This is a genomic window from Streptomyces pratensis (assembly GCF_037137275.1).
GTDB lineage: Bacteria > Actinomycetota > Actinomycetes > Streptomycetales > Streptomycetaceae > Streptomyces > Streptomyces pratensis_B.
In genome coordinates this window covers 179,230-202,355 of the sequence record NZ_JBBBEN010000103.1, presented here as the reverse complement: position 1 = coordinate 202,355, position 23,126 = coordinate 179,230, and the positions used below count along the sequence as shown (strand labels likewise).

Annotated in this window: 18 protein-coding genes, 2 tRNA genes and 1 pseudogene (1 of these 21 running past the window's edge); 7 read left to right on the top strand and 14 right to left on the bottom strand. The window is 73.5% G+C overall.

The window, feature by feature from the left end; all coding sequences use genetic code 11:
* Positions 1-93 (top strand) — tRNA-Lys (locus V9U70_RS30035) (it extends 106 nt beyond the left edge of the window).
* A gap of 144 nt (positions 94-237) precedes the next feature.
* Here the strand turns inward: V9U70_RS30035 and V9U70_RS30030 are convergent.
* From V9U70_RS30030 to V9U70_RS30020, 3 genes are all read right to left on the bottom strand, one after another.
* Positions 238-828, bottom strand: coding sequence for a lytic polysaccharide monooxygenase auxiliary activity family 9 protein (locus V9U70_RS30030; protein ID WP_336680327.1), 591 nt, complete (start codon positions 826-828; stop codon positions 238-240).
* A 186-nt stretch (positions 829-1,014) separates the two neighbouring features.
* Complete coding sequence (locus tag V9U70_RS30025) at positions 1,015-3,267, bottom strand: SPFH domain-containing protein (RefSeq protein ID WP_336680326.1); 2,253 nt, start codon at positions 3,265-3,267, stop codon at positions 1,015-1,017.
* Positions 3,268-3,292: 25 nt separating this feature from the next.
* Positions 3,293-4,609 carry a peptidoglycan-binding protein gene (locus V9U70_RS30020; RefSeq protein WP_336680325.1) on the bottom strand — a complete coding sequence of 439 codons (1,317 nt, stop codon included), beginning with the start codon at positions 4,607-4,609 and terminating at the stop codon, positions 3,293-3,295.
* 192 nt (positions 4,610-4,801) lie between these two features.
* Between V9U70_RS30020 and V9U70_RS30015 the strand changes: the two genes are divergently transcribed.
* From V9U70_RS30015 to glxA, 3 genes are all read left to right on the top strand, one after another.
* Positions 4,802-4,875: transfer RNA gene (locus V9U70_RS30015), tRNA-Lys, on the top strand.
* 517 nt (positions 4,876-5,392) lie between these two features.
* Positions 5,393-7,312: a glycosyltransferase family 2 protein gene (locus V9U70_RS30010; RefSeq protein ID WP_336680324.1), complete on the top strand. Its 1,920-nt coding sequence runs from the start codon at positions 5,393-5,395 to the stop codon at positions 7,310-7,312.
* Positions 7,309-9,246: a radical copper oxidase GlxA gene (gene glxA / locus V9U70_RS30005; protein ID WP_336680323.1), complete on the top strand. Its 1,938-nt coding sequence runs from the start codon at positions 7,309-7,311 to the stop codon at positions 9,244-9,246. The genes V9U70_RS30010 and glxA overlap by 4 nt, the downstream gene beginning before the upstream one ends.
* Positions 9,247-9,310: 64 nt before the next feature.
* Here the strand turns inward: glxA and V9U70_RS30000 are convergent, their stop codons facing one another.
* The 7 genes and pseudogenes from V9U70_RS30000 to V9U70_RS29970 form a co-directional block, all read right to left on the bottom strand.
* Complete coding sequence (locus V9U70_RS30000) at positions 9,311-10,366, bottom strand: glycoside hydrolase family 6 protein (protein ID WP_336680414.1); 1,056 nt, start codon at positions 10,364-10,366, stop codon at positions 9,311-9,313.
* A 198-nt stretch (positions 10,367-10,564) separates the two neighbouring features.
* On the bottom strand, positions 10,565-11,278 hold the full coding sequence (locus tag V9U70_RS29995) for a class F sortase (protein ID WP_336680322.1): 714 nt from the start codon (positions 11,276-11,278) through the stop codon (positions 10,565-10,567).
* Between the two features lies 1 nt (position 11,279).
* Complete coding sequence (locus V9U70_RS29990) at positions 11,280-11,840, bottom strand: hypothetical protein (protein ID WP_336680321.1); 561 nt, start codon at positions 11,838-11,840, stop codon at positions 11,280-11,282.
* A gap of 91 nt (positions 11,841-11,931) precedes the next feature.
* Positions 11,932-12,738, bottom strand: coding sequence for an HAD-IIA family hydrolase (locus V9U70_RS29985; protein WP_336680320.1), 807 nt, complete (start codon positions 12,736-12,738; stop codon positions 11,932-11,934).
* Positions 12,739-12,812: 74 nt separating this feature from the next.
* Positions 12,813-13,735: pseudogene (locus tag V9U70_RS29980) on the bottom strand (alkaline phosphatase family protein); the annotation flags it as partial.
* A gap of 59 nt (positions 13,736-13,794) precedes the next feature.
* Complete coding sequence (locus tag V9U70_RS29975; protein ID WP_336680319.1) at positions 13,795-14,943, bottom strand: peptidase; 1,149 nt, start codon at positions 14,941-14,943, stop codon at positions 13,795-13,797.
* Positions 14,944-15,332: 389 nt separating this feature from the next.
* On the bottom strand, positions 15,333-16,481 hold the full coding sequence (locus V9U70_RS29970; protein WP_336680318.1) for an ROK family transcriptional regulator: 1,149 nt from the start codon (positions 16,479-16,481) through the stop codon (positions 15,333-15,335).
* 72 nt (positions 16,482-16,553) lie between these two features.
* On the opposite strand from V9U70_RS29970, the gene V9U70_RS29965 reads away from it, so the two are divergent.
* Both V9U70_RS29965 and V9U70_RS29960 read left to right on the top strand, forming a co-directional pair.
* Positions 16,554-17,663, top strand: a complete 1,110-nt coding sequence (locus V9U70_RS29965) for a Gfo/Idh/MocA family oxidoreductase (RefSeq protein WP_336680317.1) — start codon at positions 16,554-16,556, stop codon at positions 17,661-17,663.
* Complete coding sequence (locus V9U70_RS29960) at positions 17,660-18,139, top strand: heme-degrading domain-containing protein (protein WP_336680316.1); 480 nt, start codon at positions 17,660-17,662, stop codon at positions 18,137-18,139. Before V9U70_RS29965 ends, V9U70_RS29960 begins: the two co-directional genes overlap by 4 nt.
* Before the next feature lie 176 nt (positions 18,140-18,315).
* Here the strand turns inward: V9U70_RS29960 and V9U70_RS29955 are convergent, their stop codons facing one another.
* The 4 genes from V9U70_RS29955 to V9U70_RS29940 form a co-directional block, all read right to left on the bottom strand.
* Positions 18,316-18,861 (bottom strand): AAA family ATPase, encoded by a 546-nt coding sequence (locus V9U70_RS29955; RefSeq protein ID WP_336680315.1) that lies wholly within the window; start codon positions 18,859-18,861, stop codon positions 18,316-18,318.
* Between the two features lie 317 nt (positions 18,862-19,178).
* The gene (locus V9U70_RS29950) at positions 19,179-20,039 is read right to left on the bottom strand and encodes a fumarylacetoacetate hydrolase family protein (protein WP_336680314.1); all 861 of its coding nucleotides are present in this window, start codon (positions 20,037-20,039) and stop codon (positions 19,179-19,181) included.
* A 157-nt stretch (positions 20,040-20,196) separates the two neighbouring features.
* Positions 20,197-20,967: a YidC/Oxa1 family membrane protein insertase gene (locus tag V9U70_RS29945; RefSeq protein ID WP_336680313.1), complete on the bottom strand. Its 771-nt coding sequence runs from the start codon at positions 20,965-20,967 to the stop codon at positions 20,197-20,199.
* A 209-nt stretch (positions 20,968-21,176) separates the two neighbouring features.
* The gene (locus V9U70_RS29940; RefSeq protein WP_336680312.1) at positions 21,177-21,509 is read right to left on the bottom strand and encodes a DUF6412 domain-containing protein; all 333 of its coding nucleotides are present in this window, start codon (positions 21,507-21,509) and stop codon (positions 21,177-21,179) included.
* Between the two features lie 481 nt (positions 21,510-21,990).
* Here V9U70_RS29940 and V9U70_RS29935 point away from each other — a divergent pair, with 481 nt between their 5' ends.
* Positions 21,991-22,995: an SEC-C domain-containing protein gene (locus V9U70_RS29935; protein WP_336680311.1), complete on the top strand. Its 1,005-nt coding sequence runs from the start codon at positions 21,991-21,993 to the stop codon at positions 22,993-22,995.
* The last annotated feature ends 131 nt before the right edge of the window (positions 22,996-23,126 follow it).

The window sequence follows — 23,126 nt, the reverse complement described above, 5'->3', positions numbered from 1 at the left end:
GGCCGCCCACTGTGCTGTGTACGTCACATGCCGTCGAGCACTACGCCGGGGCGCGGCCCGCCGCGGGGGCGGCGGGTCCGCCGTGCGGCGGCGCCGGTGACCACCCGGTGATGACGGGGCACGGTGGGGTCGTGCTGCCGGGCGGGCCGGTGGTCGTCCCCGTGACGGTCGTGCGGACTCCGTGCCGGCGCCGGCGACTCCTCGCGGCACCGCACGGTGACCGTCTGCTCTCGGTGGTCAGAACTTGACGTCGGAGCACGCGTAGAACGCGTTACCGGTGTCCGCGACGTTCCACACGGCGAGGATGATGTGCTTGCCGTTCTTCTGGGTGGGGATCGTGCCCTGGTGGGTCAGGGTGGACGGCGGCTGCCGGTTGCCGTAGGGCACGGTCATGAACGGCTGCGATTCGAGGGCCGCACGGGTGAGCGGCTTGGTGGAGTCCCAGCCGTTCTTGGTGATGTAGTAGCGGAAGTCGCTGGTGGAGTGGCGGGCGGTGAACTGCCAGCGGAAGCTGTAGCCCTGGCCGCCGGTGACCTGGGTGGCGGGCCAGTTCCCACCGCGCGGGTCGTCGAGCTGGGCGAACTGCCCGTTGCCGCCGGAGCAGATTTTGCCGTCCGCCGGACCCGCTGCCGGGAAGCCCTTGGGCCCCTCGACACTCTGCGGCTCCCACTGGATGTTGCCGCAGCCGGTGACCGTGCCGTTGGCACAGAGCTTCTGCCGGCTGATGGGGGAGTCCGTGTAGCCGTGGCTGCTCGCGGTGTTCGTCGCGAGTACCGAGACGCCCGCTATCGCCAGGCCGACCACGGCCGCGCTTGCCCTTTTCCGCATTGCTGTCGCTCCTCTAGAACGTGGGGGAGGTTCCATGAGCACTGCTCGACGTGCTGCGCGCTTGGTGCGGTGATGCTCACTACGAGAACTGCGGTCTAGACCAGGTCTTAGATTATTGACGAGACGTGAACATGTCCAGACCAATGGACGTCCTATTCCGGAGGGGCCGCGGCCCCTCCGGAGCGGTCACCCCCCGTTGCCGCCTCCGCTGCGACCGGTGTAGAAAGCGACCGTCAGATCCCTGACGAGCGCCTTGCGTTCGTAGTCGTCCAGCTCGACGATGCCCCGGGCCGTGAGCCGGTTGACCGTGTCGTCGACCGCGTCCACCACGGAGGTGAGCACGCTGTCACGGTGCCTGGAGTCGATCGCGGCGATCCGCCTGCGCTGCATGGCCGCCGCCACCTCCGGGGCGTACTCGATGCCGGTCGGCTGCGCCGAGTACACCTGGACGCCCGCGGGTTCGCAGTCCGCCTGCAGCATCCGGGTCAGCGCGTCGCCCACCGCCTCCGCGTCGCGCAGGGTCGGGGCGTCCTCGTGGAACGCGTCGGCGGGCAACTGCGACAGGACCCGGGCCATGGCGGCCTCGACCTGTGCGCTGAGATACGCCTCGTGGTCCTCGATGCCCAGGGCGGCCCGCACGGTGTCCTCGATCCGCCAGACCACCAGGACGACCGCCAGCAGCGCGGTGCCGTCGGCGTCCACGGCGGGCAGGGGTTCGCTGCGCCAGTGCCGCAGCCGTACGTCGACGCGGCGGCGCAGCAGCAGGGGCGAGATCCAGACCAGCCCGGTGCGGCGGACGCTGCCCCGGTAGTCGCCGAAGAGCGTCAGCACCCACGCGTGGCCGACCCGCCCCCGGCCGAGGCCGCCGAGCGCCAGGAGCGCCACGGTGACCAGCAGGGCGAGCAGGGCCCAGCCGCCGGCGCCGACGCCCGCCTCGGCCCGGGGGGCGAGGCCGACCGCGCTCTGCCAGGCGGCGGGCAGGGCGCCGCGCCACCACAGGAGGGTCGCGGCGCCGGCGATCGCGGCGCCGCCGACGGCGAGGGCGGCGTAACCGGGCAGGGCGGGCCCGGGCCGCTCGACGAGCCGGGGGTCGCCGGCGGGGGCGGGCCGGGTCGAGGGCCGCACCCCCGGCTGCGGTGAACGCGGCACGGGGGGGCGCCGGGTGGCGGGCGCACGGTCCCCGGGAGCGGAGTGGCGGGTGACCGCCGCGGGCAGGGCGGTGGCCCCCGCGGGCTTCAGGTCGTCGCGGAAGAGGAGGTGTACGGGAATGGAGGCGGTGGACTCGTTGGCGATGACGGAGTGGCGCCGGCCGGCGGGCGGGGCCGCAGCGGCGGACGGCGACGCGGGGGCGGCGGCGGGTACGGAGAACGTGGCGGAGGCGGCCCGGTCGCCGGCCGCCAGGTCCAGCACGAGGTCCAGTTCGGTGTCGGGGCCCGGGTCGGTCACGGCCCCCCGCGTGCTCTCCTCGGCGGCGGCCCCGCGCCCGGCGGCCCCGGCCACCGGCTCCGCCCCGTACGACGGGTGCGGGGTCCACTCCGCCGAGGCCTCCGTCCTCGAACGCCGGGCGGGCTTGAAGTACAGGTTCCCGTCCAGCGGCACGGGCCGCACCGAGGTCCCGGCAGCCGCGGTTCCGAGCGGGCCGCCGCCCTCTGCGGAGCCGGTCCGGCCCCCGGCCGGGGCGGGGCCCGCCGGACCATCGTCCGCGGTGCGGCGGGCGCGGCCCCCGTCGGGGGGTTCCGCCGCGGGCGGCGGCGGTGGTGGGGCGGCACACTCAGGAGCCGGTTCCTCCGCGCCCGCACCGGCGGGCGGCGACGCGAGGGCGGTGACGTTGGCAGGGGCGGTGGCGCGCGGGGACGCGGAGACGCCCTCGGGCGGTGGCGCGGCGGGCGGTGGTGCGGCGGGCGGTGGCGCGGCGGCGCCTGCGGGCGGTGGCGCGGCGCCCTCCGTCCCGTCGTCCCGGACGGCGGGAGCCCCGAACAGCGGCGGCGGGACGTCCCGGTCGGCTCGACCGGGCGACGGCGAGAAGGAGCCGTCCGCCCCGCCGTCGGCCGGCGGAGCGACCCCGCCCGCACCGCCGGCCGACGCCCCAGAGGCAGCTTCTCCCCCGCCCCCGTCCTCGCCCCCGAACAGCGGCGGCGGCGCGTCCCCGCCCACACGCCGGAACAGCGGGGGCGGCTCCTCACCCCGCCCCGGCCGGGGGGCCGACGGCGTCTCGCCGGTGCCACCGCCCCCACCCCCGAACAGCGGTGGCGGAGTCTCGGCGGTCACGGGCCGCCCGGCCGCACAGGCCCGACCGTCGTCGAACAACGGCGGCGGGGCGGCCCGCTTCCCCGGGGGGTCGAACAGGGACGGCGGGAGGTGGCCGTCCGCCGGGCCGCGCCGGGGGGTGTGGTCGGTGGGGGTGGTCCGGGTGGTCTGGTCGTCGTCTGGGAGGGTCACCGGTTCCCGATTCCTTTCCGTCACGTCACGCGAAGAGCCGGCGCCAGGTCTCCGGCCCCGGATAACCGTCGGCCGCACCGCCGCGCCAGCCCTGGGCCCGCTGGAACGCCTCGACGTTGCGGCGGTCTGCCTCGGTCCAGTGCGGGCTGGGGCCCGATACGTAGTGCTTGCCGTATCCCTTCTTCACCAACTGCCGGCCGAGCCGGTCGACATGGCTGCTGGAGCGACCCGGCTGGAAATAGCCGGGTCCGGGGAACGCGACGACCGTGTTCGGGCTGCCGCCCGCACCGGCGGCCGGAATGTCGCGCCCCGCGCCGGTGACCAGCAGGCGCCAGGTGTCCGGGCCGGGGATGCCGTCGGCCTCCTCGCCCCGCCACCCCTGTGCCTGCTGGAACGCCTGGGTGGCGCGCTGGTCGGCCGTCCCCCACACCGGCCCCGGGCCGACCGAGTAGAAGCGTTCGCCGCCCCGCTGGACCAGCATCCGGCCGAGCTGGGTGACATCGGCGTTGTCCGCTCCGGGGCCGAAGCGCTCGACGCCGGGGAAGGCCGTGGAGGAGCCCGAACCGGGCACACCACTGCTGACCCCTTTGTACCGGTAGGCCACATATCCATCCGAGTTGTTCCAGTACGCCATGGGCGTCGACTGCTTCCGCGTCCGGGGGCGCGCCTGTTCGTAGGCGACGTAGTGGGTGCGCGTGTGGTCGGTCCAGCCGCCGAAGATCGTGACGTGGGAGCCCTTGGCGGGGTCGGCGGGGTTGTGGAAGAGGAGGATGTCGCCGGGCTGGAGGTCGGCGCGGGCGATCCGGGTCCCGTACGCGGCGAGGCTGCCGGTCCACTCGTTGCCGCCGAGGTTCCAGGCCATCGACACATAGCCGGAGCAGTCCTGGCGGTAACCGTCCGACCAGTACTCCTCCATGCTGTACGGAACCTTCGCGGCCACCCACTTCTTGGCCCGGTTGATGATGTCGGCGCGCGTCGTCGCGCGCGGGGCCGATCCGGCGACCGGGGGCCCCGACGCGCCGGCGCCCCTCAGCGGGCCCGCCTTCCCCTGCGGCGTGGCCGGCTGGGGGCCGGGGCCCCCGGCCGGCTGGGGGCCGGGGCCCCCGGCCGGCCGCAGGGCCCCGGGGTCATGACCGGCGGCGACGGCCGCACCGGCGGCCCCGCAGGAGAGGACCACTCCGGCGGCGGTGGCCAGCACCAGGGCGCGGCGCGCGCCGTGCGCCGCCGGGTGCCCGCCGGACCGCAGCGGCAGGGCCCTCGCAGCGGTGCGCCGCTGGGCGGCACACCCCGCACAGGTGCAGTCGATGGCGGGCTCGTACTCCTCGAAGACCGGCACAGTCATGCGATTCCCCTCCGCACTCGTCACTCGTCAAGATCTTTGGGCGCAGCTGCAACGGGCGTCAGCGTTTCAACTGTCCTGACCTATCGCATTTTGACGGACCAATGGGAAAAAACGACCATCTGACGGGGCGTGGCGGCCGGTAAATGGTTCGGGGCACCCCTGGGAGTCGGGTAGAGTTCTCCAGGTCAGCAGGCGCCGTTAGCTCAGTTGGTTAGAGCAGCTGACTCTTAATCAGCGGGTCCGGGGTTCGAGTCCCTGACGGCGCACGCACGACCAAGGCCCCCTCGCGGAATGCGAGGGGGCCTTGGTCATTCCCCGCCCACCTCTTCGTGGCACCCCGTGACCGCGTGGGCACGCTGCGGCTTCGCGGTCTCGCGCCGTCGGCGGATGGCGCCGGAACACACAGGGGCGTCGACCCCCGCTTCGTCACACCTCCTTCACAGCCTGGGGCAGAAATTAGGCACATAGCTGGCAATGGGCCCTTTTCACCCTTGCGATCCCGTGGGGTCTCGGACAATCTGTCGGGGAACCGCCGACTCCAAGGCGGCCGCTGATCCGTACAGTTGGCTCAGCAGAACGTGACGTTCCGGTTGTCCGCACCGTGGGGTGGGGGCCCCGCTCAGAGGCGGACGCCGGGAGTGCATCATGCAACCGGAAGCCGCCCGTCCCTGTCCGTGGGGACGGCGGCTCACCACCGTGTGCGTGCGCGGTGAAGAACGGGGAGCCACCGCGCACGACGAGACCGACCAATCACGCACCATCATGCGTGCGGGGGGATGACCCATGACGCCGCCAGGCGACCGGCAGGAGAACGACGCTTCCCGGACCACACAACTGCGCATACCGTCGCAGCTGCGGACCGGAGGAGCACGGCGGCGCGCGAAGAAAGAGCTGCCGCGTTACGACTACGAGCACTACAGCCGGCTCGCCGGACCGCTGACCCAGCCGCCCGCGGGCAAGCCGTACCGGGTCCAGTACCGCTCGCTCATATCCCAGGAGCCGCACCGGGTGCGCGCGGCGCTCCTGCTCGGCGCGGCTCCGCTCGTCTCGCTCGGTCTCTTCGCCTGGCTGATGCAACCCAGCCACTGGACGGACCGCGATCCGAACCTGGACAACGACCTGCTGCTGGTCCTCGACATCGTCATGCTGGTCTCGATCGGGCTGATCGAGCTGTTCCGCACGATGAACGTCCTGTCCAACGCGCACGCCACCCTGGTCGCCCGGGACCCGGTCCCGGTGGTCCCGGAGGCCGGCACCAAGGTCGCCTTCCTCACCTCCTTCGTCCCCGGCAAGGAACCGCTGGAGATGGTGACGAAGACCCTGGAGGCGGCCGTGCGGATTCGTCACCGCGGACTGATGCACGTCTGGCTGCTGGACGAGGGCGACGACCCGGCGGTCAAGGAGGTCTGCGCCCGGCTCGGCGTGCACCACTTCTCCCGCAAGGGCGTGGCGCACTGGAACCAGGCCAAGGGCCCGCACCGCGCCAAGACCAAGCACGGCAACTACAACGCCTGGCTGGACGCGCACGGCGGCGACTACGACTTCTTCGCCTCGGTCGACACCGACCACATCCCGATGGCGAACTACCTGGAGCGGATGCTCGGCTACTTCCGCGACCCGGACGTCGGTTTCGTCATCGGCCCGCAGGTCTACGGCAACTACGACACCTTCGTGACCAAGGCCGCCGAGTCGCAGCAGTTCCTCTTCCACGCCCTCATCCAGCGCGCGGGCAACCGCTATGGCTCGCCCATGTTCGTCGGCACCAGCAACGCGGTCCGCATCTCGGCGCTCAAGCAGATCGGCGGGCTCTACGACTCGATCACCGAGGACATGGCCACCGGCTTCGAGATCCACCGCCACCGCAACCCGGCCACCGGGAAGAAGTGGCGCTCGGTCTACACCCCGGACGTGCTGGCCGTCGGCGAGGGGCCGACGGCGTGGACGGACTTCTTCACCCAGCAGCTGCGCTGGTCGCGGGGCACCTACGAGACGATCATCGGGCAGTTCTGGAAGGGCTTCGGGACCATGCCCCCCGGCAAGCTCTTCAACTACACGATGATGATCATCTTCTACCCCATGTCGGCCCTGAACTGGATTCTCGCGGCGCTCAGTTGCGCACTGTTCCTCGGCATGGGCGCCTCCGGCGTGCAGATCGACCCGACGATCTGGATGATGCTGTACGGCAACGCCTCCGCGCTCCAGATCGGCCTGTACATCTGGAACCGCCGCCACAACGTCTCGCCGCACGAGCCCGAGGGCTCCGGCGGCCTGGCCGGCATGGTGATGTCCGCGCTCTCCGCGCCGATCTACGCGCGCTCGCTGATGGACGCGGTGCTGCGCCGCAAGAGCTCGTTCGTCGTGACCCCCAAGGGCGACTCGTCCAGCCCGGACACCCTCTTCGGCACCTTCCGCATCCACCTGTTCTTCATCGTCGTCTTCGGCGCGTCGATGACCAGCTCGTTCTTTCTGGGGCACAGCCATCCCGCGATGGTCACCTGGGCCTCGCTGGCGCTGCTCATCACCGCCGCGCCGATCGTCGGCTGGCGGTACACGATCCGCGACGAGAAGAAGAAGCGCCGCTCGGGCGGGTCGCACCGCAGCGGCGGACCGGCCCCCGAACCGAAGCCGCGGCACCAGCCGCCGCCCGGAGCGCCGGGCAACGACCAGACCATGCAGATCGCCCTGGGGGGACGCAAGAAATGAAGTACCGTCCGAGCCGCCGTACCCGCCGCCTGGCGATCAGTACGGCGGTGGTTCTCGCGCTCGCGGGAGCGAACGGGCCGTGGCTGTACCGCTTCAGCACCGAGCGCTATCACGAGTACACGATCAACAAGCCGGAGTACAAAGCGGCCAACGGCCACTGGGACTTCCTGGACGTCCCGTCCGAGCACCGGATCAACACGATCCACGCGGCGCTGCTGCACACCGGCAAGGTGCTGCTCGTCGCGGGCTCCGGGAACAACCAGAAGAACTTCGACGCCAAGAGCTTCCGCTCGGTGCTGTGGGACCCGAAGACGAACGTCTTCAAGGACATCCACACGCCCGAGGACCTCTTCTGCGCCGGGCACACCCAGCTGCCCGACGGCAAGCTCCTCATAGCCGGCGGCACCAAGCGCTACGAGAAGCTCCAGGGCGACGTCACCAAGGCCGGCGGCCTGATGATCGTCCACAACGAGAACCCGGACAAGCCGGTCACCCTGCCCGCGGGCACCCGGTTCACCGGCAAGGAGAACGGCAGGACGTTCGTCTCCAAGGACCCGGTGCTGGTCGAGAAGGCCACCAAGGTCTTCGACGAGGAGACCGGCGCGTTCCTGCGCAACGACCCCGGTCTCGGCCGGATCTACGTCGAGGCGCAGAAGAGCGGCAAGGAGTACGAGACCGGCACCGAGGACAACTACCGGGTCGCGGGCCTCTCCGGCTCGGACGCCCGCAACGTCTACGGCATCGCGCAGAAGCTGGCCCTGGACAAGAAGGACTTCCAGGGCATCCGGGAGGCCTTCGAGTTCGACCCGGTCGCGGAGGAGTACATCCCCGTCGACCCGATGAACGAGGCCCGCTGGTATCCGACCCTGACGACGCTGGAGGACGGCAAGGTCCTCGCGCTGTCGGGTCTGGACGAGATCGGGCAGATCGTCCCGGGCAAGGACGAGGTCTACGACCCCGAGACCAAGGAGTGGGAGTACACCGGCATCGTCCGCAAGTTCCCCACCTACCCGGCGGTCTTCCTCCTGAACGACGGCAAGCTGTTCTACTCCGGCTCCAACGCCGGTTACGGGCCGGCGGACGTGGGCCGTGACCCGGGCGTGTGGGACCTGTCCACCAACACGTTCGAGAAGATCCCCGGGCTCAGCGACCCGGATCAGATGGAGACCTCCGCGACCGTCCGGCTGCCCCCCGCCCAGGACGAGAAGTTCATGGTGATCGGCGGCGGCGGGGTCGGTGAGTCGGAGAAGTCCAGCGAGAAGTCCCGGCTGGTCGACCTCCAGGAGAAGGACCCCGCGTTCACCGACGGGGCCTCGCTCTCCGAGGGCACCCGCTACCCCAGCGCCTCGCTGCTGCCCGACGACTCCCTCCTGGTCACCGGCGGTTCGAGCGACTACCGGGGCCGCAGTGGTTCGAACGTGCTCCAGGCCCGGCTGTACGACGCGAAGACGGACACCTACCAGCGGGTCGCGGACCCGGCCGTCGGCCGGAACTACCACTCGGGTTCCGTGCTGCTGCCGGACGGGCGGGTCATGATCTTCGGGTCGGACTCGCTCTTCTCCGACAAGGCCAACACCCGGCCCGGCGTCTTCGAGCAGCGCATCGAGATCTACACCCCGCCGTACCTCTACCGGGACTCACGGCCGGAGCTGACGGCCGGGCCCCAGCGCATCGAGCGCGGCGGCACCGGGCTGTTCACCACCCAGCACGCCTCCTCCATCACCTCGGCGAAGCTGATGCGGCCCTCGGCGGTCACCCATGTCACCGACACCGACCAGCGCAGCATCGCACTGGAGCTGGAGAAGTCGGCGGACGGGATCACCGTCACCGTGCCGGAGAACCGGGCGCTGGTGCCGGCGGGGTGGTACATGCTCTTCGTCACCGACGACCAGGGCACCCCGTCCGAGGGCATGTGGGTGGAGGTGCCCGAGTAGACCGCGGGCGTGACACGGGGGCCGTAGCGCAGCGGCATCCGCCGCCACGGCCCCCGGCCCCCGGTCACTGCGAGGCGCGGGCCAGGCCCAGGGCGTACTCCGGCCACCAGTCGCCCGCCTTCGGGCCGCCCTTGCACTCGCCGTCCGACTCGCCGGGGCGCTTGATCCACAGGTAGGCGTCGACCAGGTCGTCGCCGGTTCGCGTGGTGGGGGCCTCGCCGAGCGCACGGCCCGGGGGGTTGCACCAGCTCTCGGCCGGGTCGCCGCCGGTGTAGGGCCCGTTGCCGTTGCGGCTGGTGTCGATGACGAACGGCTTGCCGCCGATCTTCTGCGACAGCTTCTTGCCGAACTCGGTGCTGACGGCCGTCGTCTGGAAGTTGGAGACGTTGAGCGAGAAGCCGTCCGCCTCCGCGACCCCGGCCCGCCGGAGAGGCTGGAACAGGGCGTCGGGCGACTGCCAGCCCGCGTTGCCCGCGTCCAGGTAGACCGTGGCCCGGGGCTGCTGCTTCAGCCGCTGGACGGCGCCCTTGAGGAGGTCGTAGCGCTCCTCGTGGAACTGTTCGGGCGTACAGCCGTCGACCAGGTGGAGCAGGGCGTCCGGCTCCAGGATCACGGTCGCCCGGCGGTCGCCGATGCCCCGGGCGACGCTGTCCAGCCAGGCCCGGTAGGCGTCGCCGTCCGCGGCTCCTCCCTTGGAGAACTGGCCGCAGTCGCGGTGCGGGATGTTGTAGAGGACCAGCAGGGCGTCCCGGTCGGCGGCGGCCGCCGCCTCTGTGACGGCCTGCACCTCGTCCTTCGGGTCGTGGGGACCGACCCACTCGCCGACCGGCTGCCGCGCAATCTTCCCTATCAGCGCGGCCTTCTCGTCGTCGCCCTCCGCGGTGTACGCGGCGACCTGGCGGGCCGCGTTCCCCTCGGGGTTGACCCAGTACGGGTCCTCGGCCTTGGGCCGCTGCCCGACGGTCGGCGCCGCCTTCTCGCCGCCGTCGCCGGCGCCGCCGTCACCTCCGGAGCAGGCCGTCAGCAGCAGGGCCGCTCCGACCGCCGCCGCCGTACCGGTCGTCCGCAGGCCCGTCGCACGCCTGCGCGTGCGGAACCGGCCGGTGTGACTGCCGTACATCCACTCCCCCTCGGGTGCACTGCCTGCACTGTCGCTCACCGGGTCGCACCGAGGTGCTGCCGGTCCGGCCATCCTGGCACAGCGGTCGGCCGCCCTCCGGGGCTCGCCCGCACCCCTGCAACGATCATGGCGGGGCGTCGGTTCCGGACATCCCGCGCCGACTGAGGCGGCCGGCCGGGCCGGGGAGGCGTGCTCCGGTCAGGCGCGGTCGGCTGCCGCGGCCCGGACGCGGTCCCGTCCGGCCGCCGCCTCCCGCGCGCCGGTGAGGTAGGCCGAGACGACCACGTTCGCCGTGTAGGACCTGGTGCGGTGGTCGTACGTTCCGCCGCAGGTGAGCAGCCGCAGCTCGGCCCGCCCGTCCTCGCGGGGCCCGTAGGCCTTCCGGGCGTCGAAGCGCTCGCGGGTCACCACCCGGACGTCGTCCACGGTGAATTCCGCGACGCTGCCGTCGGCCCGGGTGACCTCGATGCGCGCACCCGGCTTCACCGCGCTGAGCCCGTAGAAGACGGCCGGTTTCGTCTCGGTGTCGACGTGGCCGACGAACAGCGAGGCGCCCTTCGCACCGGGCCGTGCCCCGTCGCCGTACCAGCCGGCGGTCTTCGGCAGTCCGTACGGGGGCGGCTCGAGGGCCCCGTCCTCGTCCAGGCCCCGGGGGATCACCGGGGCCGAGATCCCCACGGAGGGGACGTCGACGCGTGCGGGGGCCACTCCGTCGAGGGGGGCGTGGGCCGGCGGCAGCGGGGTGGAGAGGGGACGGCCGACCGCGGCCACGTCGCCCGTGGTGGGGCCGGACAGTCCGACGAACCCGTCGCCGTTCGCCCGGCCCCAGAGCCACAGGCCCAGCAGCAGCACGGCCCAGGCCACTCCGGTGATCAGTCGCCCGGCGCCTGCCGGGCGGTCCGGGGCTCCCACGTCAGTCCGCGGCCGGGCCGCGTCGGCGGCGCGAGGTGCGCAGGGCGACGGCGACGGCCGCGACGGCCGCCAGGGCCAGCCCGATCACCGCGTGCCGGGTTCCGGGGCCCTCGGCCTCGGCAGAGCGCTCGGCGAGGGTGGCCGCGCCTCCGCCGCCCGCCTTGACGGGTGCGGCGGGCGAGGGCCGGTGGTGGTGGATGACGGTGAGGGCGCCGGTGGCCCTGCCCTTGCCGCCCTCGCACACCACCCGGACGTCGTAGGAGCGGGGCTCGGCGTCCGGCCTGATCCTGGCCTCCGCGAAGAGGCCCTGGTCGTCCGCGGGGGTGAAGTGGGCCTCCGCGGCGAAGGCGTCGGAGCGGGCCTTCGCCTGGCGGCCCTTGCCGCAGGCATCGGTCCACAGCTCCACCTGCCCGCCGGGGGCGATCGTGGAGGGGGTGACCGAGACGGTGGCTCGGTCGTCGTCGCCGGCCGGGGCGGCCGGGGACGCCAGAGCCGCCGGCGCGGGCCCGGCTATGAGCGCGGCCGCCGCTGCGGCACAGAACGTGAGGGGCATGGAACGCATCGTGAACCTCCTGCTGGAAGGTTCCCGCCTGAGGAGGCGGCCCGCATCCGCAGCCCTCCGTTCGGGCGACGGCGGACGCGGGCCGCGCGGGTCAGGTCCGGTCCGCCTGGTCGGGCAGGTCGATGAGGTCGACCAGGTCCGCGATGGAGTCGACGACGGTCGACGGGCGGAACGGATAGCGGTCGACGTCGTCGACGCCGGTCAGCCCGGTGAGGACCAGGAAGGTCTGCATGCCCGCCTCCAGACCGGCCAGCACGTCGGTGTCCATCCGGTCGCCGATCATGGCACTGGTCTCGGAGTGCGCGCCGATGGCGTTCAGCCCGGTCCGCATCATCAGCGGGTTGGGCTTGCCCGCGAAGTACGGCTCCTTGCCGGTGGCCTTGGTGATGAGCGCGGCGACCGACCCGGTGGCGGGCAGCGGGCCCTCTGCGGACGGACCCGTCTCGTCGGGGTTGGTGCAGATGAAGCGGGCGCCGGCGTTGATCAGCCGGATCGCCTTGGTGAGCGCCTCGAAGCTGTACGTGCGGGTCTCGCCGAGCACCACGTAGTCGGGGGCGTGGTCGGTCAGGACGTACCCGATGTCGTGCAGCGCGGTGGTGAGGCCGGCTTCGCCGATGACGTACGCGGTGCCGCCGGGGCGCTGGTCGTCCAGGAACTGCGCGGTGGCGAGCGCGGAGGTCCAGATGTTCCGCACGGGCACGTCCAGGCCCATGCGGTTCAGCCGCGCGTGCAGGTCGCGTGCGGTGTAGATGGAGTTGTTGGTGAGGACGAGGAAGGGCAGCCCGGAATCCCGCAGCCGCTTGATGAAGGCGTCGGCGCCGGGGACCGGGATGCCCTCGTGGATGAGGACGCCGTCCATGTCGGTGAGCCAGGATGTGATCGGCTTGCGCTCTGCCATGTGTCGGGACTCCTGCCGTACGCACTGCGTGTTGGGGGTGCCCGGACCACGCCGTCCCGGCGCCCCCAGCATAATTAGCCCGCGGTGATCTCGACCCCGTCGATCACCCAGTAGCAGTTGTTGCTTCCGGTGCAGTGGAACCGGAAGCTCACGTCGGCCCCGTGGGACGGGACGTCCAGGGTCAGCGACGGGGGCCGCGAGACGACGTCCGCGGTGCAGGAGTGGACGACGACCGGCGTGCCGCCTTTCCAGGAGGCGAGGACCTGGGCGCCCCCGGCCGCCCTCCTGCCGGTACAGGGTGGTGAAGCTCAGCGTCACGGTGCGCTTGCCGCCGACCGCGTACGCCGGGGTGACGAGCGTGGAGTCGTACGTGCCGGAGGGGGCCCGGTCCGCCCACTCGTCGGAGTCGGCGACCGCGAACACCCCGCGCGCGGCCGTCGGGTTCGCGGGACTTGTCGCGGTGGGTGCGGCTCCAGAACTCGTCGGTGGCGAAGGACCGGCCGCGCCACTCCGCAAAGCCCCCGGCGCCCAGCACGGAGTTGACGGTCGACCAGCCGCTGGGCGCGGTGTGCGTCGAGCCGAGGGCGCCCGCCGGGATGCCGCTCCCGTCGGCCCGGTCGGCCGGCGCCGGGCAGAGCGCGTCGAACGGGTCGGTGGAGTGCTCCTGGATCGGCTTGCCGTCCAGGCCCCAGGCCAAGTCGGGGACCATGCCGAGCTGCCGGAACACGGTGGCGGCGGCGACGACGAGACGGGTGTCGGCGGGGCGTGCGCCGGCCGCGATGCCGGGGCCCTGGGCGAGGACGAAGGTGCGGCGCTCCTCGACGGCGCTGCCGCCGGAGTCGGTGTGCCCGCGGTCGGTGGTGCCGATGACGCTCCACCGCTCGCTCGCGTACGTGGGGCGGGCCCGGATCGCGGCGAGGAGGCGGCCGAGGTGGCCGTCCTGGACCTGGATCGCCTTGCGGTGGGCGGCGCTCGCCGCGCCGAAGTCGTGGCCGGCCCGTACGCGAGCCCGCCGGCGGCCTCCGGACACCGCCGGTCGCCGCCCCCGGTCGCAGGTCAGCCGGTGGTGCGGCGGAGCCGGCGGGCGTGCAGGACGAGGCCGGCTCCGCCGAGGACGAGCGCCCCGGCGGCGGCCCCGGCCCAGGACAGCGACGCCGGTCCGGTGCGGGCGAGTTCGGGCAGCGGTCGCTCCGCGCCGTCACGGACCGGGAGGCCGGGGTGCTCCTCGTCCCCTTCGCCACCGTCCCTGCCGCCGTCCCCGCTGCCGGGCCGGGTGGGCGGGTGAGCGCCGATGGTGCGACCGGGGGCCGGTTCCTCGCCCGCACCGGCCTCGGCACGGGGCGCCTCTGTGTCCGGGGCGGTGGTGCGGGGGGAGTCGGGGTCGCCGGGGCCGGTGCGTTCGGCCTCCGGGGGCTTCGACCGGGGCGGTCGCGGTTCGGGGCGCTCGGGCCGGGGCCGTTCGGGCTCGGGGGGCTCCGGTTCGCGGATGCCGCCCGTGGCCCCGTCGGCGATCACGAACGGGTACGCCTCCGACTCCCCCACCCAGTCGCCGTCCTCCCGGCCGCCGCCCTTGGCCTTGTCCTGATGGCGGCGCTGGACGACGGCGGCATGGGCGGTGACCGGGCCGGGGGCGGTGTCGGAGGTGAACGCCATCCGCACGCGCACGGAGACGGTCTTCCCGACCGGGACCGTGAACCCGAGGAACACCTCTTCGGCGCCTTCCGTGTCCTTCTTCCCGCCCACGCCGCCGAAGACCCCGATCTGCTCGTCGCGGTCGGTGGTCTCCCAGGTGACCCGGTGCACCGCGCCGGAGCGGCCGGGCTCGGTGAACTCCAGCTGGATCTGGTCCGCCGTCAGCCGGCGGTCGCGGTCGGCGAGGACGAGGACCGGGTGCAGGGCCCGGCAGGGAGCGGCGGAAGTGTTGGTGAGCTCCAGGACCCAGGTCCCGTACCCGCCGCCGGAGGCGTACCGGTCCGGGGCGTCCTGAATGCGGGTCTCGATGGGGAACTCCGCAGCATCCAGGTCACCGCAGACGGGCTGCTGCTCGGCGGCCGAGGAGGCGGGGACGGCCGGGGCGGGCAGGGCGGGCAGGGCGGTCGCCTGCGTTCCGCCCAGGAGCGCGGCGGGCACCGCGATCCCGGCGGCCAGCCCGAGAGCGGTGCGCGCACGGCCGTCACGCGGCCGGCCGCAGGGAGTGGGGGGCATAGGGGGACACCCTTCGCTGCTCGGCGAACGATCCGGGGCCGGGGCCGGGAGCCACCGGTGACGCCCCTCGACGCAACCACGCGCGCGCGGGATCATGGAGTCGACATGCCGACACATTTCATATGATCACCTGATTGCCGAACCCGGAGCGCACCGGCCTTCGACCGCCCCACCGCCACGTCCGACCCACGCCCGTCTCCGCGTCCGGCGCCCCGCTCACGCCCGGGCCACGCTCCTCCGCGCACCCCGGCCACGCCCGTCTCGGCGTCCAGCGCCCGGCCCACGCCCTGCCCACGCCCTGCCCACGTCCGTCTCCGCGCCCCGGCCACACCCACGCCCGGCACGCCGTCGGCCGTGGGAGTCGCCCGCCCCGAGTCCCGCCCGCCCCGTCACCCGAAGGAGCCGCCCGCTCGCCGCACCCGCCCGTCCGCGTGCTCGCCCACCCGCCCGAACACCGGCGCGAGCACCAACTGCGCCGCACCCTCCGCGACCGGCCGGTCCCCGCCCCCGGCCACGGTGACGGTCACCGCCGGCCCGGCTCCGTCCCGTGCGGCCCGCTCCCCGATCACGGTCCGCACGCCCCGAACGTACGCGTCCTCGTCGGCGGCCACCGTGCGGCCGCCCAGGACCACCCGTTCGATGTCGAGCAGCCTGACCAGGTTCGCCGCGCCCGTCCCCAGGACCCGCGCGGCCTCCGCCCGGTCGCCGCGCGCCTCGGCGGCCAGGCACAGCGCCTCGATGCAGCCGCGCCCCCCGCACTCGCACAGGGGGCCGTCCAGCTGGAGGGTCTGGTGGCCGAACTCCCCCGCCCCCGTCCGCGCGCCCCGGTGCACCTGGCCGCCCAGGACCAGGCCCGCGCCGAGCCCCGTACCGAGGTGGAGGTAGGCGAAGTCGCCACCGGCCGGCTGGTCCAGCGCCAGGGCGAGAGCGGCCGCGTTGGTGTCCTTGTCGACGACCACCGGCAGCCCGGTCCGTTCGGCCAGCGCGGCCCGCAGCGGATACCCGTTCCACCCTGGGAAGCCGGTGACCCGGTGCAGCACGCCGTCGCGGTGGTCCAGCGGACCGGGCACGGCGACGCCGACGCCGAGCACCGGCCGGTGCGGTTCGGCGGCGCTCAGGTCACGTACCGCGTCGGCCGCGTCCGCGAGCACCCGGTCGGCCGGGGCGCCGAAGTCCAGCGGGGCGCTGGTGACGGCGACCGGCCGGCCCGCCAGGTCCACCAGCACGGCGGTGAGCCCGTCGCGGTCCAGGTGCAGTCCGACGGCGAACCGCGCGTCGGAAACCAGCCGGAGGACCGTGCGCGGCTTGCCCCCGGTGGAGGGGCGCAGCCCCGCGTCGGCCGCCAGCCCGTCCGCCCGCAGCCGGGCGGTGATCTTGCTGACGGCCTGCGGGGTGAGCCCGGTGCCGTCGGCCAGCTCCAGCCGGCTGATCCCCTCGGGCCCGGCCGCCCGCAGCAGGTCCAGGACCAGCGCGGCGTTGTGGTGGCGCAGCGTCGGCAGATTCGCACCCGCCGGCGTCGTCGCCCTGCCCCTGTTCACGGCTCGCTCCTGTTCACCGCCCCATTGTGCCGGTCGCTTGCACTTAGGCAACAGCGTTGCTTAAGTGGAGGCATGACTGCCACCGCCCCCCTCCGCGTCGCCCTCATCGGCTACGGCCTGGCCGGTTCCGTCTTCCACGCCCCGCTGGTCGCCGCGACCGACGGACTGGTCCTCGACACGGTCGTCACGTCGAACGAGGAGCGCCGGGCCGACGCCCGTGCCGCCTGTCCCGGCGTGCGGTTCGCCGCCGCGCCGGACGAGCTGTGGGAGCGCGCCGACGAGCTGGACCTCGTCGTGATCGCCTCCCCCAACAAGACGCACGTCCCGCTGGCGACCGCGGCGCTGCGGGCCGGGCTGCCGGTGGTCGTGGACAAGCCGATCGCCGGGTCGGCCGCAGAGGCGCGCGAGCTGGCGGCGCTGGCAGAGGAGCGCGGGCTGCTGCTCTCGGTCTTCCAGAACCGGCGCTGGGACAGTGACTTCCGCACCCTGGCCGCGCTGATCGCCGGCGGTGAGCTGGGCGAGGTGCAGCGCTTCGAGTCCCGGTTCGAACGCTGGCGGCCCCGGTTGAAGGGCGGCTGGCGCGAGTCGGGCGACCCGCAGGAGATCGGCGGCCTGCTGTACGACCTGGGGAGTCACGTCGTCGACCAGGCGCTGGTGCTGTTCGGCCCGGCGGTCCAGGTGTACGCGGAGTCCGATGTGCGGCGCCCGCACGCGGCGGCGGACGACGACACGTTCATCGCGATCACGCACGCCGACGGGGTCCGCTCGCACCTCTACGTCAGCGCCACGACCGCGCAGCTGGGCCCGCGCTTCCGGGTGCTCGGCTCGACGGCGGGCTACGTCAAGTACGGCCTGGACCCGCAGGAGGCGGCCCTGCGCGACGGCCTGCGCCCCTCGGCCGGCGAGCCCTGGGGAGAGGAGCCCGAGGAGCTGTGGGGCCGGATCGGTTCCGGCGAGTCACCACTGACCGGCGGCGGAACCCCGGTCCGTACGCTGCCCGGCGACTACCCCGCCTACTACGCCGCCGTCGCCGCCGCCGTGCGCGGCACCGGCGACAATCCGGTCACGGCGCTCCAGGCTGCGGCGACCCTGGAGGTCCTGGAGGCGGCCCGCCGCTCCGCCCGCGAAGGCGGAGCGGTCACCCTCCTCCCCCACCCGGACGCAGAGGAGCAGCGCGCATGAGCACCGCCTCCCCCACCATCTCCGAACTGATCGCCCAGGAACGCCGGCTCACCCTCCCCCGCTTCGGCTATGACGACGCGTTCGCACTGGGCGGACTGCTGGTCTCCATGGCACGCGAGCAGCACGCGCCCGTGGCGATCGACATCCGGCGCGGCGCACAGCAGATGTTCCACGCGGCGCTGCCCGGCTCCAGCGCGGACAACGACGCGTGGATCGACCGCAAGCGCAAGGTCGTCGAGCGGTACGGCGAGAGCTCGTATCTGGTCGGCACCCGGTTCCGGGCGAAGGGCACGACGTTCGAGGAGTCCTCCCGCCTGGACCCGGACGTCTACGCCGCGCACGGCGGCGCGTTTCCCATCGCGGTGACAGGCGCGGGAGTGATCGGCACGGTCACGGTGTCGGGGCTCCCGCAGGCGGAGGACCACTCGATGGTGGTCGAGGCGCTGGAACGGTTCACGGCGACGCCCCGGCCCTGACCGCACGAAGCCGGAGCCGCGAGGCGCGCGGCCACGGCGTGCGGGAGCGCGGCATGCGGGAGCGCGGCGTGTGAGCGGAGGTGGTGGCCGTACGGGGGCGAGCTCGCCCCCGTACGCCGGCCGCGCGTCACCTCACTGCCCCCCTCGTCCGGGCCCGGCGACGAGCGGCGAGGAACCTATGGGGAGACGCCCGGCAGCCAGCCGGTGGTACTCGCCACGTCGCGCGCTATGTCGACCACGGCACGTCCGTCGGTCGCCACCCGCACCGTGTCCAAGGGCATCCGCTCGTCCAAGATCCGCGCTTTGCGGGCGCTGCCCTCCACCTCGTGCTCCAGCTCCGACCCCCGTTCCCGACCTGTCAGCCGCTCACGAGCGGTGGCGTCGGACGCGGTGAGCACCACCCGGACGATCCTGACGCGGGCGCCCAGGGCGCGTCGGAACATGCCCTCGTTCTCCGCCAGGACGCTCAGCGTCTGCGTGTAGATCAAACGGCGGTAGCCGAGTTCGGCGTAGTTCGACCAGAGCGCCGTCAGGTTGCGCTCGGCGATCTTCCTCCGGCGCGGGTCTCCCTCCGGAGCGGGGTGGGCCTGCCCCATGAAGTCGCCCTCGATCACGCAGTGAGCGACTGCCTCAGCACGCAGACGTGCCGAAACCTCCCACCCCACGGTCGTCTTGCCGACACCGGCGCGCCCCGCGAGGAGCAATATCTCAGCTTCGTCCATAGCCGCACCCTGCCACCGGGCAGGTGTACCGCGCGAACCCCACGGCCCCGGTCGGGGAGCCGGGCTCCAGGGCGAGCGAGCGGGCGGGCAAGCGGGCGGCCGGGGCAGGCGCAGGGTGCGGGGCCGCGGCCGGGCCATGCGCCGGGGGTGGGGCCCGGCCCCGGCGATCGCCGTCGGCCCGAGGCTCCCCGGGCCGACGCCTCGCCCGGTCCACGGGACCCACCCCCTCGCCCGGCGCGGCTACCGGCCCACCGACCGGCCGGTCGCCTGCCTGACGGGCCTGCCCGCCGACCTGCCCGGCCGACCCGCTTGCCGCGCTAAGCGGACTTCAGCTGCTGCCGTTGCCGGCCGAGCCCCTCCACCTCCAGCTCCACCACATCACCCGCCGTCAGGTACGGCTTCGGGTCGGGCTGCCCCATCGCGACCCCGGCGGGCGTACCGGTGTTGACCACATCGCCCGGGTACAGGGTCATGAAGTGGCTGAGATAGCGGACGACCTCGCCGACCGGGAAGATCTGGTCGGCGGTGGTGCCGTTCTGCTTCAGCTCGCCGTTGACCCACAGCCGTACCGGCAGGGCCTGCGGGTCGGGCACCTCGTCCGCGGTCACCAGCCAGGGGCCCAGCGGGTTGAACGTCTCGCAGTTCTTGCCCTTGTCCCAGGTGCCGCCCCGCTCGATCTGGAACTCGCGCTCCGAGACGTCGTGCGCCGTCGCGTACCCGGCGACGTGAGCGAGCCCCTCCTCGGCCGACTCCAGATAGCGGGCGGTGCGCCCGATGACGACGGCGAGCTCGACCTCCCAGTCCGTCTTCCGGCTGCCGCGCGGCACCAGCACCGTGTCGTCGGGCCCGACGACGGTGTCGGGGGCCTTGAGGAACAGGATCGGTTCCGCCGGGATCGCCGCCCCCGCCTCGGCCGCGTGGTCGTGGTAGTTCAGCCCGATGCACACGATCTTGCCGATGCGCCCCAGCGGCGGGCCGATGCGCAGCCCCGCCGGATCTAGGGCGGGCAGCACACCGGGCGTTCCGGCGGCCGCCCGTACCCGGGCGAGCGCGGAGGCGTCGGCGAGCAGTTCGCCGTCGATGTCGGGGACGATCCCCGACAGATCACGCAGAGTCCCGTCGCGGTCGAGAAGCGCGGGGCGCTCGGCGCCCGCCGTGCCGACTCGAAGCAGCTTCAACGGTCCAACTCCTCTTGGTCGAGGTGGAGCCCTTCGGCGGAGTGCGGCCGACGAGGGGCTTGGGTGATCCTCCAAGAGAGGGGATCGCTCCGCAAGACCTCGTTCACCCACTGGACCGCGCCTCCGCTCCCGCCCTCGCGCCGCCGAGGCCGCCGGCCTATGCCGCCGTGGCCGCCGTGGCGCCGGGGGCGGGCAGGTCCCGGTAGAGCCAGGCCCGCTCGACGGCGGTCCAGGTGGTCGTGGTGACGACGTACAGGGCGGCGGCCAGCGGAACGACGGCGACGGTGATGAGCGTCGCGAAGGAGAGCAGCGGAATCAGCTGCGTCATCGCCCCCATACCGGGCAGCGCCTGCCCGTCGGGGCCGGTGACGGGCGTCATCGGGTTGGCGGCCAACTGCTGCTTGGTGCGCCCGTAGGAGAACGCGGCCACGGCGGCGACGATTGCGAAGAGCCCCAGATACACCCACCCCTGCCCGCCGAAGACCCCGCCGTGCGCGAGCGCGTCGTACCAGCGGCCGCCGAGGGGCGCGCCGAGCAGCTCGTGACCCAGGAGCTCGTTGGGCTCGCCGCCGATCGAACGGCTGGAGAACAGGTGGTAGAGCAGGAAGAACGCGGGCATCTGGAGCAGGCTCGGCAGGCAGCCGGAGAGGGGGGAGACCTTCTCCGCGGCATGCAGTTCCATGATCGCCTTCTGCATCCGCTCGGGGTTCTTCCCGTGCTTCCTGCGGAGTTCGGCGATCTGCGGCTGAAGCCGGCTGCGGGCCTTCTGGCCGCGCGCCGCCGCCCGCGAGAGGGGGTGGACGGCGAGCCGCACGAGGCCGGTGAACAGGATGATCGCGGCGGCGGCGGACGCGGTCTGGAACAACGGGTGGAGCACGTCGGCGAGGGAGCCGACCAGGCTCGCGAAAACGGACGTGAAGGCGGACATGGCTGAGCCCTCCGGGGGTCTCGTCGTGCCGGGGGAGGTACGTGTTCGGTACTCGGCATGACGACCCGCGCGAGGCGCCCCGCACGGAAGGCCGCAACGGGCGAAACGCTGGAGCAGCGGAGGGCTGGTGCAGCGCACGCCGTTGCGGACGGCCGGCACGGATGACCGCTGACTGGCGGTGAACCGTTACGGAGAGGGGTGCGGGAGCGCTACGCGGCGGCCGTCAGGAGGGCGCGCCCCGGGGCGCGGGGCCTGGTGCGGCCCCGGGCGTCGGGGTCGCGCTGCGGGAGGAACGCGGTGCGTTGCTCCCGGTCCCTGATGGCGGTGCGGACGCGGGTGCGGGGCACCGGGGGCGCGCAGCGGGCGCTGATGAGGGAGCAGGCGAGAAGCGCGGACCCGGCCGCCGCGGTGGCGGCGAGGGCGACCGCGGCGGAGAGGCCGCCGCTTTCGGCGACGAGGACCTGGGCGAGGAAGAGGACGAGGAGCCCGGCGGGCCGGAGCAGCCGGGCGAAGGCGCGGCGCAGGGGGTGGGTGTCCCGCATCGGCTTCTCCCTCCCTCGCTGCGTGCCGCTCACTGGTGCTTACTGTCGCTTGCCGCCGGTCACGACGGGCTTCGGCCGGACGCTGGCGTCGCGGGCGTTTGTCGCGCACGTCCGTCCTGCGGGCGACCCGTACTGCGCCGCCCCGTCGACCCGTTCCTGGGTCGACCCGTTCCTCGGTCGCTCAATCGCTCCGTTCGTTATACACGATGATCGGATGGGGACCGGAGCGGTGAGGGGACCACAGGGCGCGGAGGCGCACGCGGCTCGCCGGACGGTTCCCGCCGAGGCCTCGGTGACCGGCCGCGGAGAAGCCCACGGTCAGCCCGCCGAACACGGCCGGGGCGGTGACCGGCCGACGGCGGCCGGAGAGCCCCGTGCCACGGGCCCTGTCGCGGCCCCCTCGGCTCTCCGTGATTCCCGCGCTTTCTCCTCCCCCGCCCTCTCCTCCCTGCCGCCGTCCTCCGGCAGTACCGTGTGGTCCATGCGCCCCGACACGCCTGCCGACCACACCACCGAAGCCGAGCGCCTGCTCCGCACCGCGGCGCAGTACCCCGAGGACCAGGAACCGTTGGTCCTCCAGGCCGCGGCCCATCTGGAGCTCGCCGGTGACCGTGCCCGCGCGAGCACGCTCTACGACGGCCTGCTCGCCGCCCCCGACTCCCCTGTCGACCGTCCGCACCTGATCAAGGCCCTGAAAGCGGCCAACCTCTGGGAGTACGGCCACGAGGCCGAAGCCCGCGCCATCATCGACGGCATCCGCATCGCGGAGCCGCTGGACGCCGCGCCGTGGCAGGTCGCCGCCGAGACCCTGGAGGCACACGACGAGCTGGAGTCGGCGCACGACTTCTTCTCGACCGCCCTGACCCTGCTGCTGGCCCCGGCGGAGGAAGTCGCGTACGCCACCCAGTCCCTGCTGACCGGCCGCCACCGGGTCCGCCGGCTGATGGGCCTTGAGCACGACGCGTGGGACGAGCTGGCCGGAGAGCTGCACACGGCCCCGGTCCCCCTGGACGAACTCCACGACCCCAAGCGCCTGTGGTCCCTGGGCTCATCGGACCCGGTCGAGCTGCAGGCCGAGATCGCCCGTCTCCGCGCGGAGCTGGGCACCTACCGCACGGCCCTCTCCCGCCCGTTCCCGGTCGCCGTCCTGCACTGGCCCGAGGACGAGCTGCGCGAACTGCTCACCGCGTACCCGGCGTTGACCGAGGAGTACGTGGACCGCGCCACGCACCTGAACCGCCTGGAGACCGCGCTGCGCGACCTGCACGCGGCGGGCGCCCCCAACCTGGGCATCGTGCGGGGGACGGTCCCCTCCTACGAGGCGTTCGCCGCCTCAGAAGCCATGTCCCCGGCCGACCCGGGCCTCCTGCCCCAGTACGCCACCACCCTCGCCGCCCGCGGCCGCGCCGTCCCCTGGCCCCCGTCCCGCACGGCCGCCTGCTGGTGCGGCTCGGGGGAGGCGTACGGGGAGTGTCACGGGGCGTGAGCCGGTGATACCCGGGCCGCGGCCCGGAACCGCGCACGGCGGGTGCGGTTCCGGGCCTCTTGCTGGGGTTCCCTTCGAGGCGTGGGCGTCGAAGGACGTGCACGCCCTCGCCGTGAAGCCCGCCAACGGCC

Bases quoted from the DNA above. Each gene is read 5' to 3' on its own strand.
- V9U70_RS29975 (WP_336680319.1), bottom strand. From the start codon at position 14,943: ATGCCCCCCACTCCCTGCGGCCGGCCGCGTGACGGCCGTGCGCGCACC.
- V9U70_RS30010 (WP_336680324.1), top strand. From the start codon at position 5,393: ATGACGCCGCCAGGCGACCGGCAGGAGAACGACGCTTCCCGGACCACA.
- V9U70_RS29955 (WP_336680315.1), bottom strand. From the start codon at position 18,861: ATGGACGAAGCTGAGATATTGCTCCTCGCGGGGCGCGCCGGTGTCGGC.
- V9U70_RS29960 (WP_336680316.1), top strand. From the start codon at position 17,660: ATGAGCACCGCCTCCCCCACCATCTCCGAACTGATCGCCCAGGAACGC.
- V9U70_RS30020 (WP_336680325.1), bottom strand. From the start codon at position 4,609: ATGACTGTGCCGGTCTTCGAGGAGTACGAGCCCGCCATCGACTGCACC.
- V9U70_RS29935 (WP_336680311.1), top strand. From the start codon at position 21,991: ATGCGCCCCGACACGCCTGCCGACCACACCACCGAAGCCGAGCGCCTG.
- V9U70_RS30030 (WP_336680327.1), bottom strand. From the start codon at position 828: ATGCGGAAAAGGGCAAGCGCGGCCGTGGTCGGCCTGGCGATAGCGGGC.
- V9U70_RS29965 (WP_336680317.1), top strand. From the start codon at position 16,554: ATGACTGCCACCGCCCCCCTCCGCGTCGCCCTCATCGGCTACGGCCTG.
- V9U70_RS29985 (WP_336680320.1), bottom strand. From the start codon at position 12,738: ATGGCAGAGCGCAAGCCGATCACATCCTGGCTCACCGACATGGACGGC.
- V9U70_RS30000 (WP_336680414.1), bottom strand. From the start codon at position 10,366: ATGTACGGCAGTCACACCGGCCGGTTCCGCACGCGCAGGCGTGCGACG.
- V9U70_RS29990 (WP_336680321.1), bottom strand. From the start codon at position 11,840: ATGCGTTCCATGCCCCTCACGTTCTGTGCCGCAGCGGCGGCCGCGCTC.
- V9U70_RS29945 (WP_336680313.1), bottom strand. From the start codon at position 20,967: ATGTCCGCCTTCACGTCCGTTTTCGCGAGCCTGGTCGGCTCCCTCGCC.
- glxA (WP_336680323.1), top strand. From the start codon at position 7,309: ATGAAGTACCGTCCGAGCCGCCGTACCCGCCGCCTGGCGATCAGTACG.
- V9U70_RS29940 (WP_336680312.1), bottom strand. From the start codon at position 21,509: ATGCGGGACACCCACCCCCTGCGCCGCGCCTTCGCCCGGCTGCTCCGG.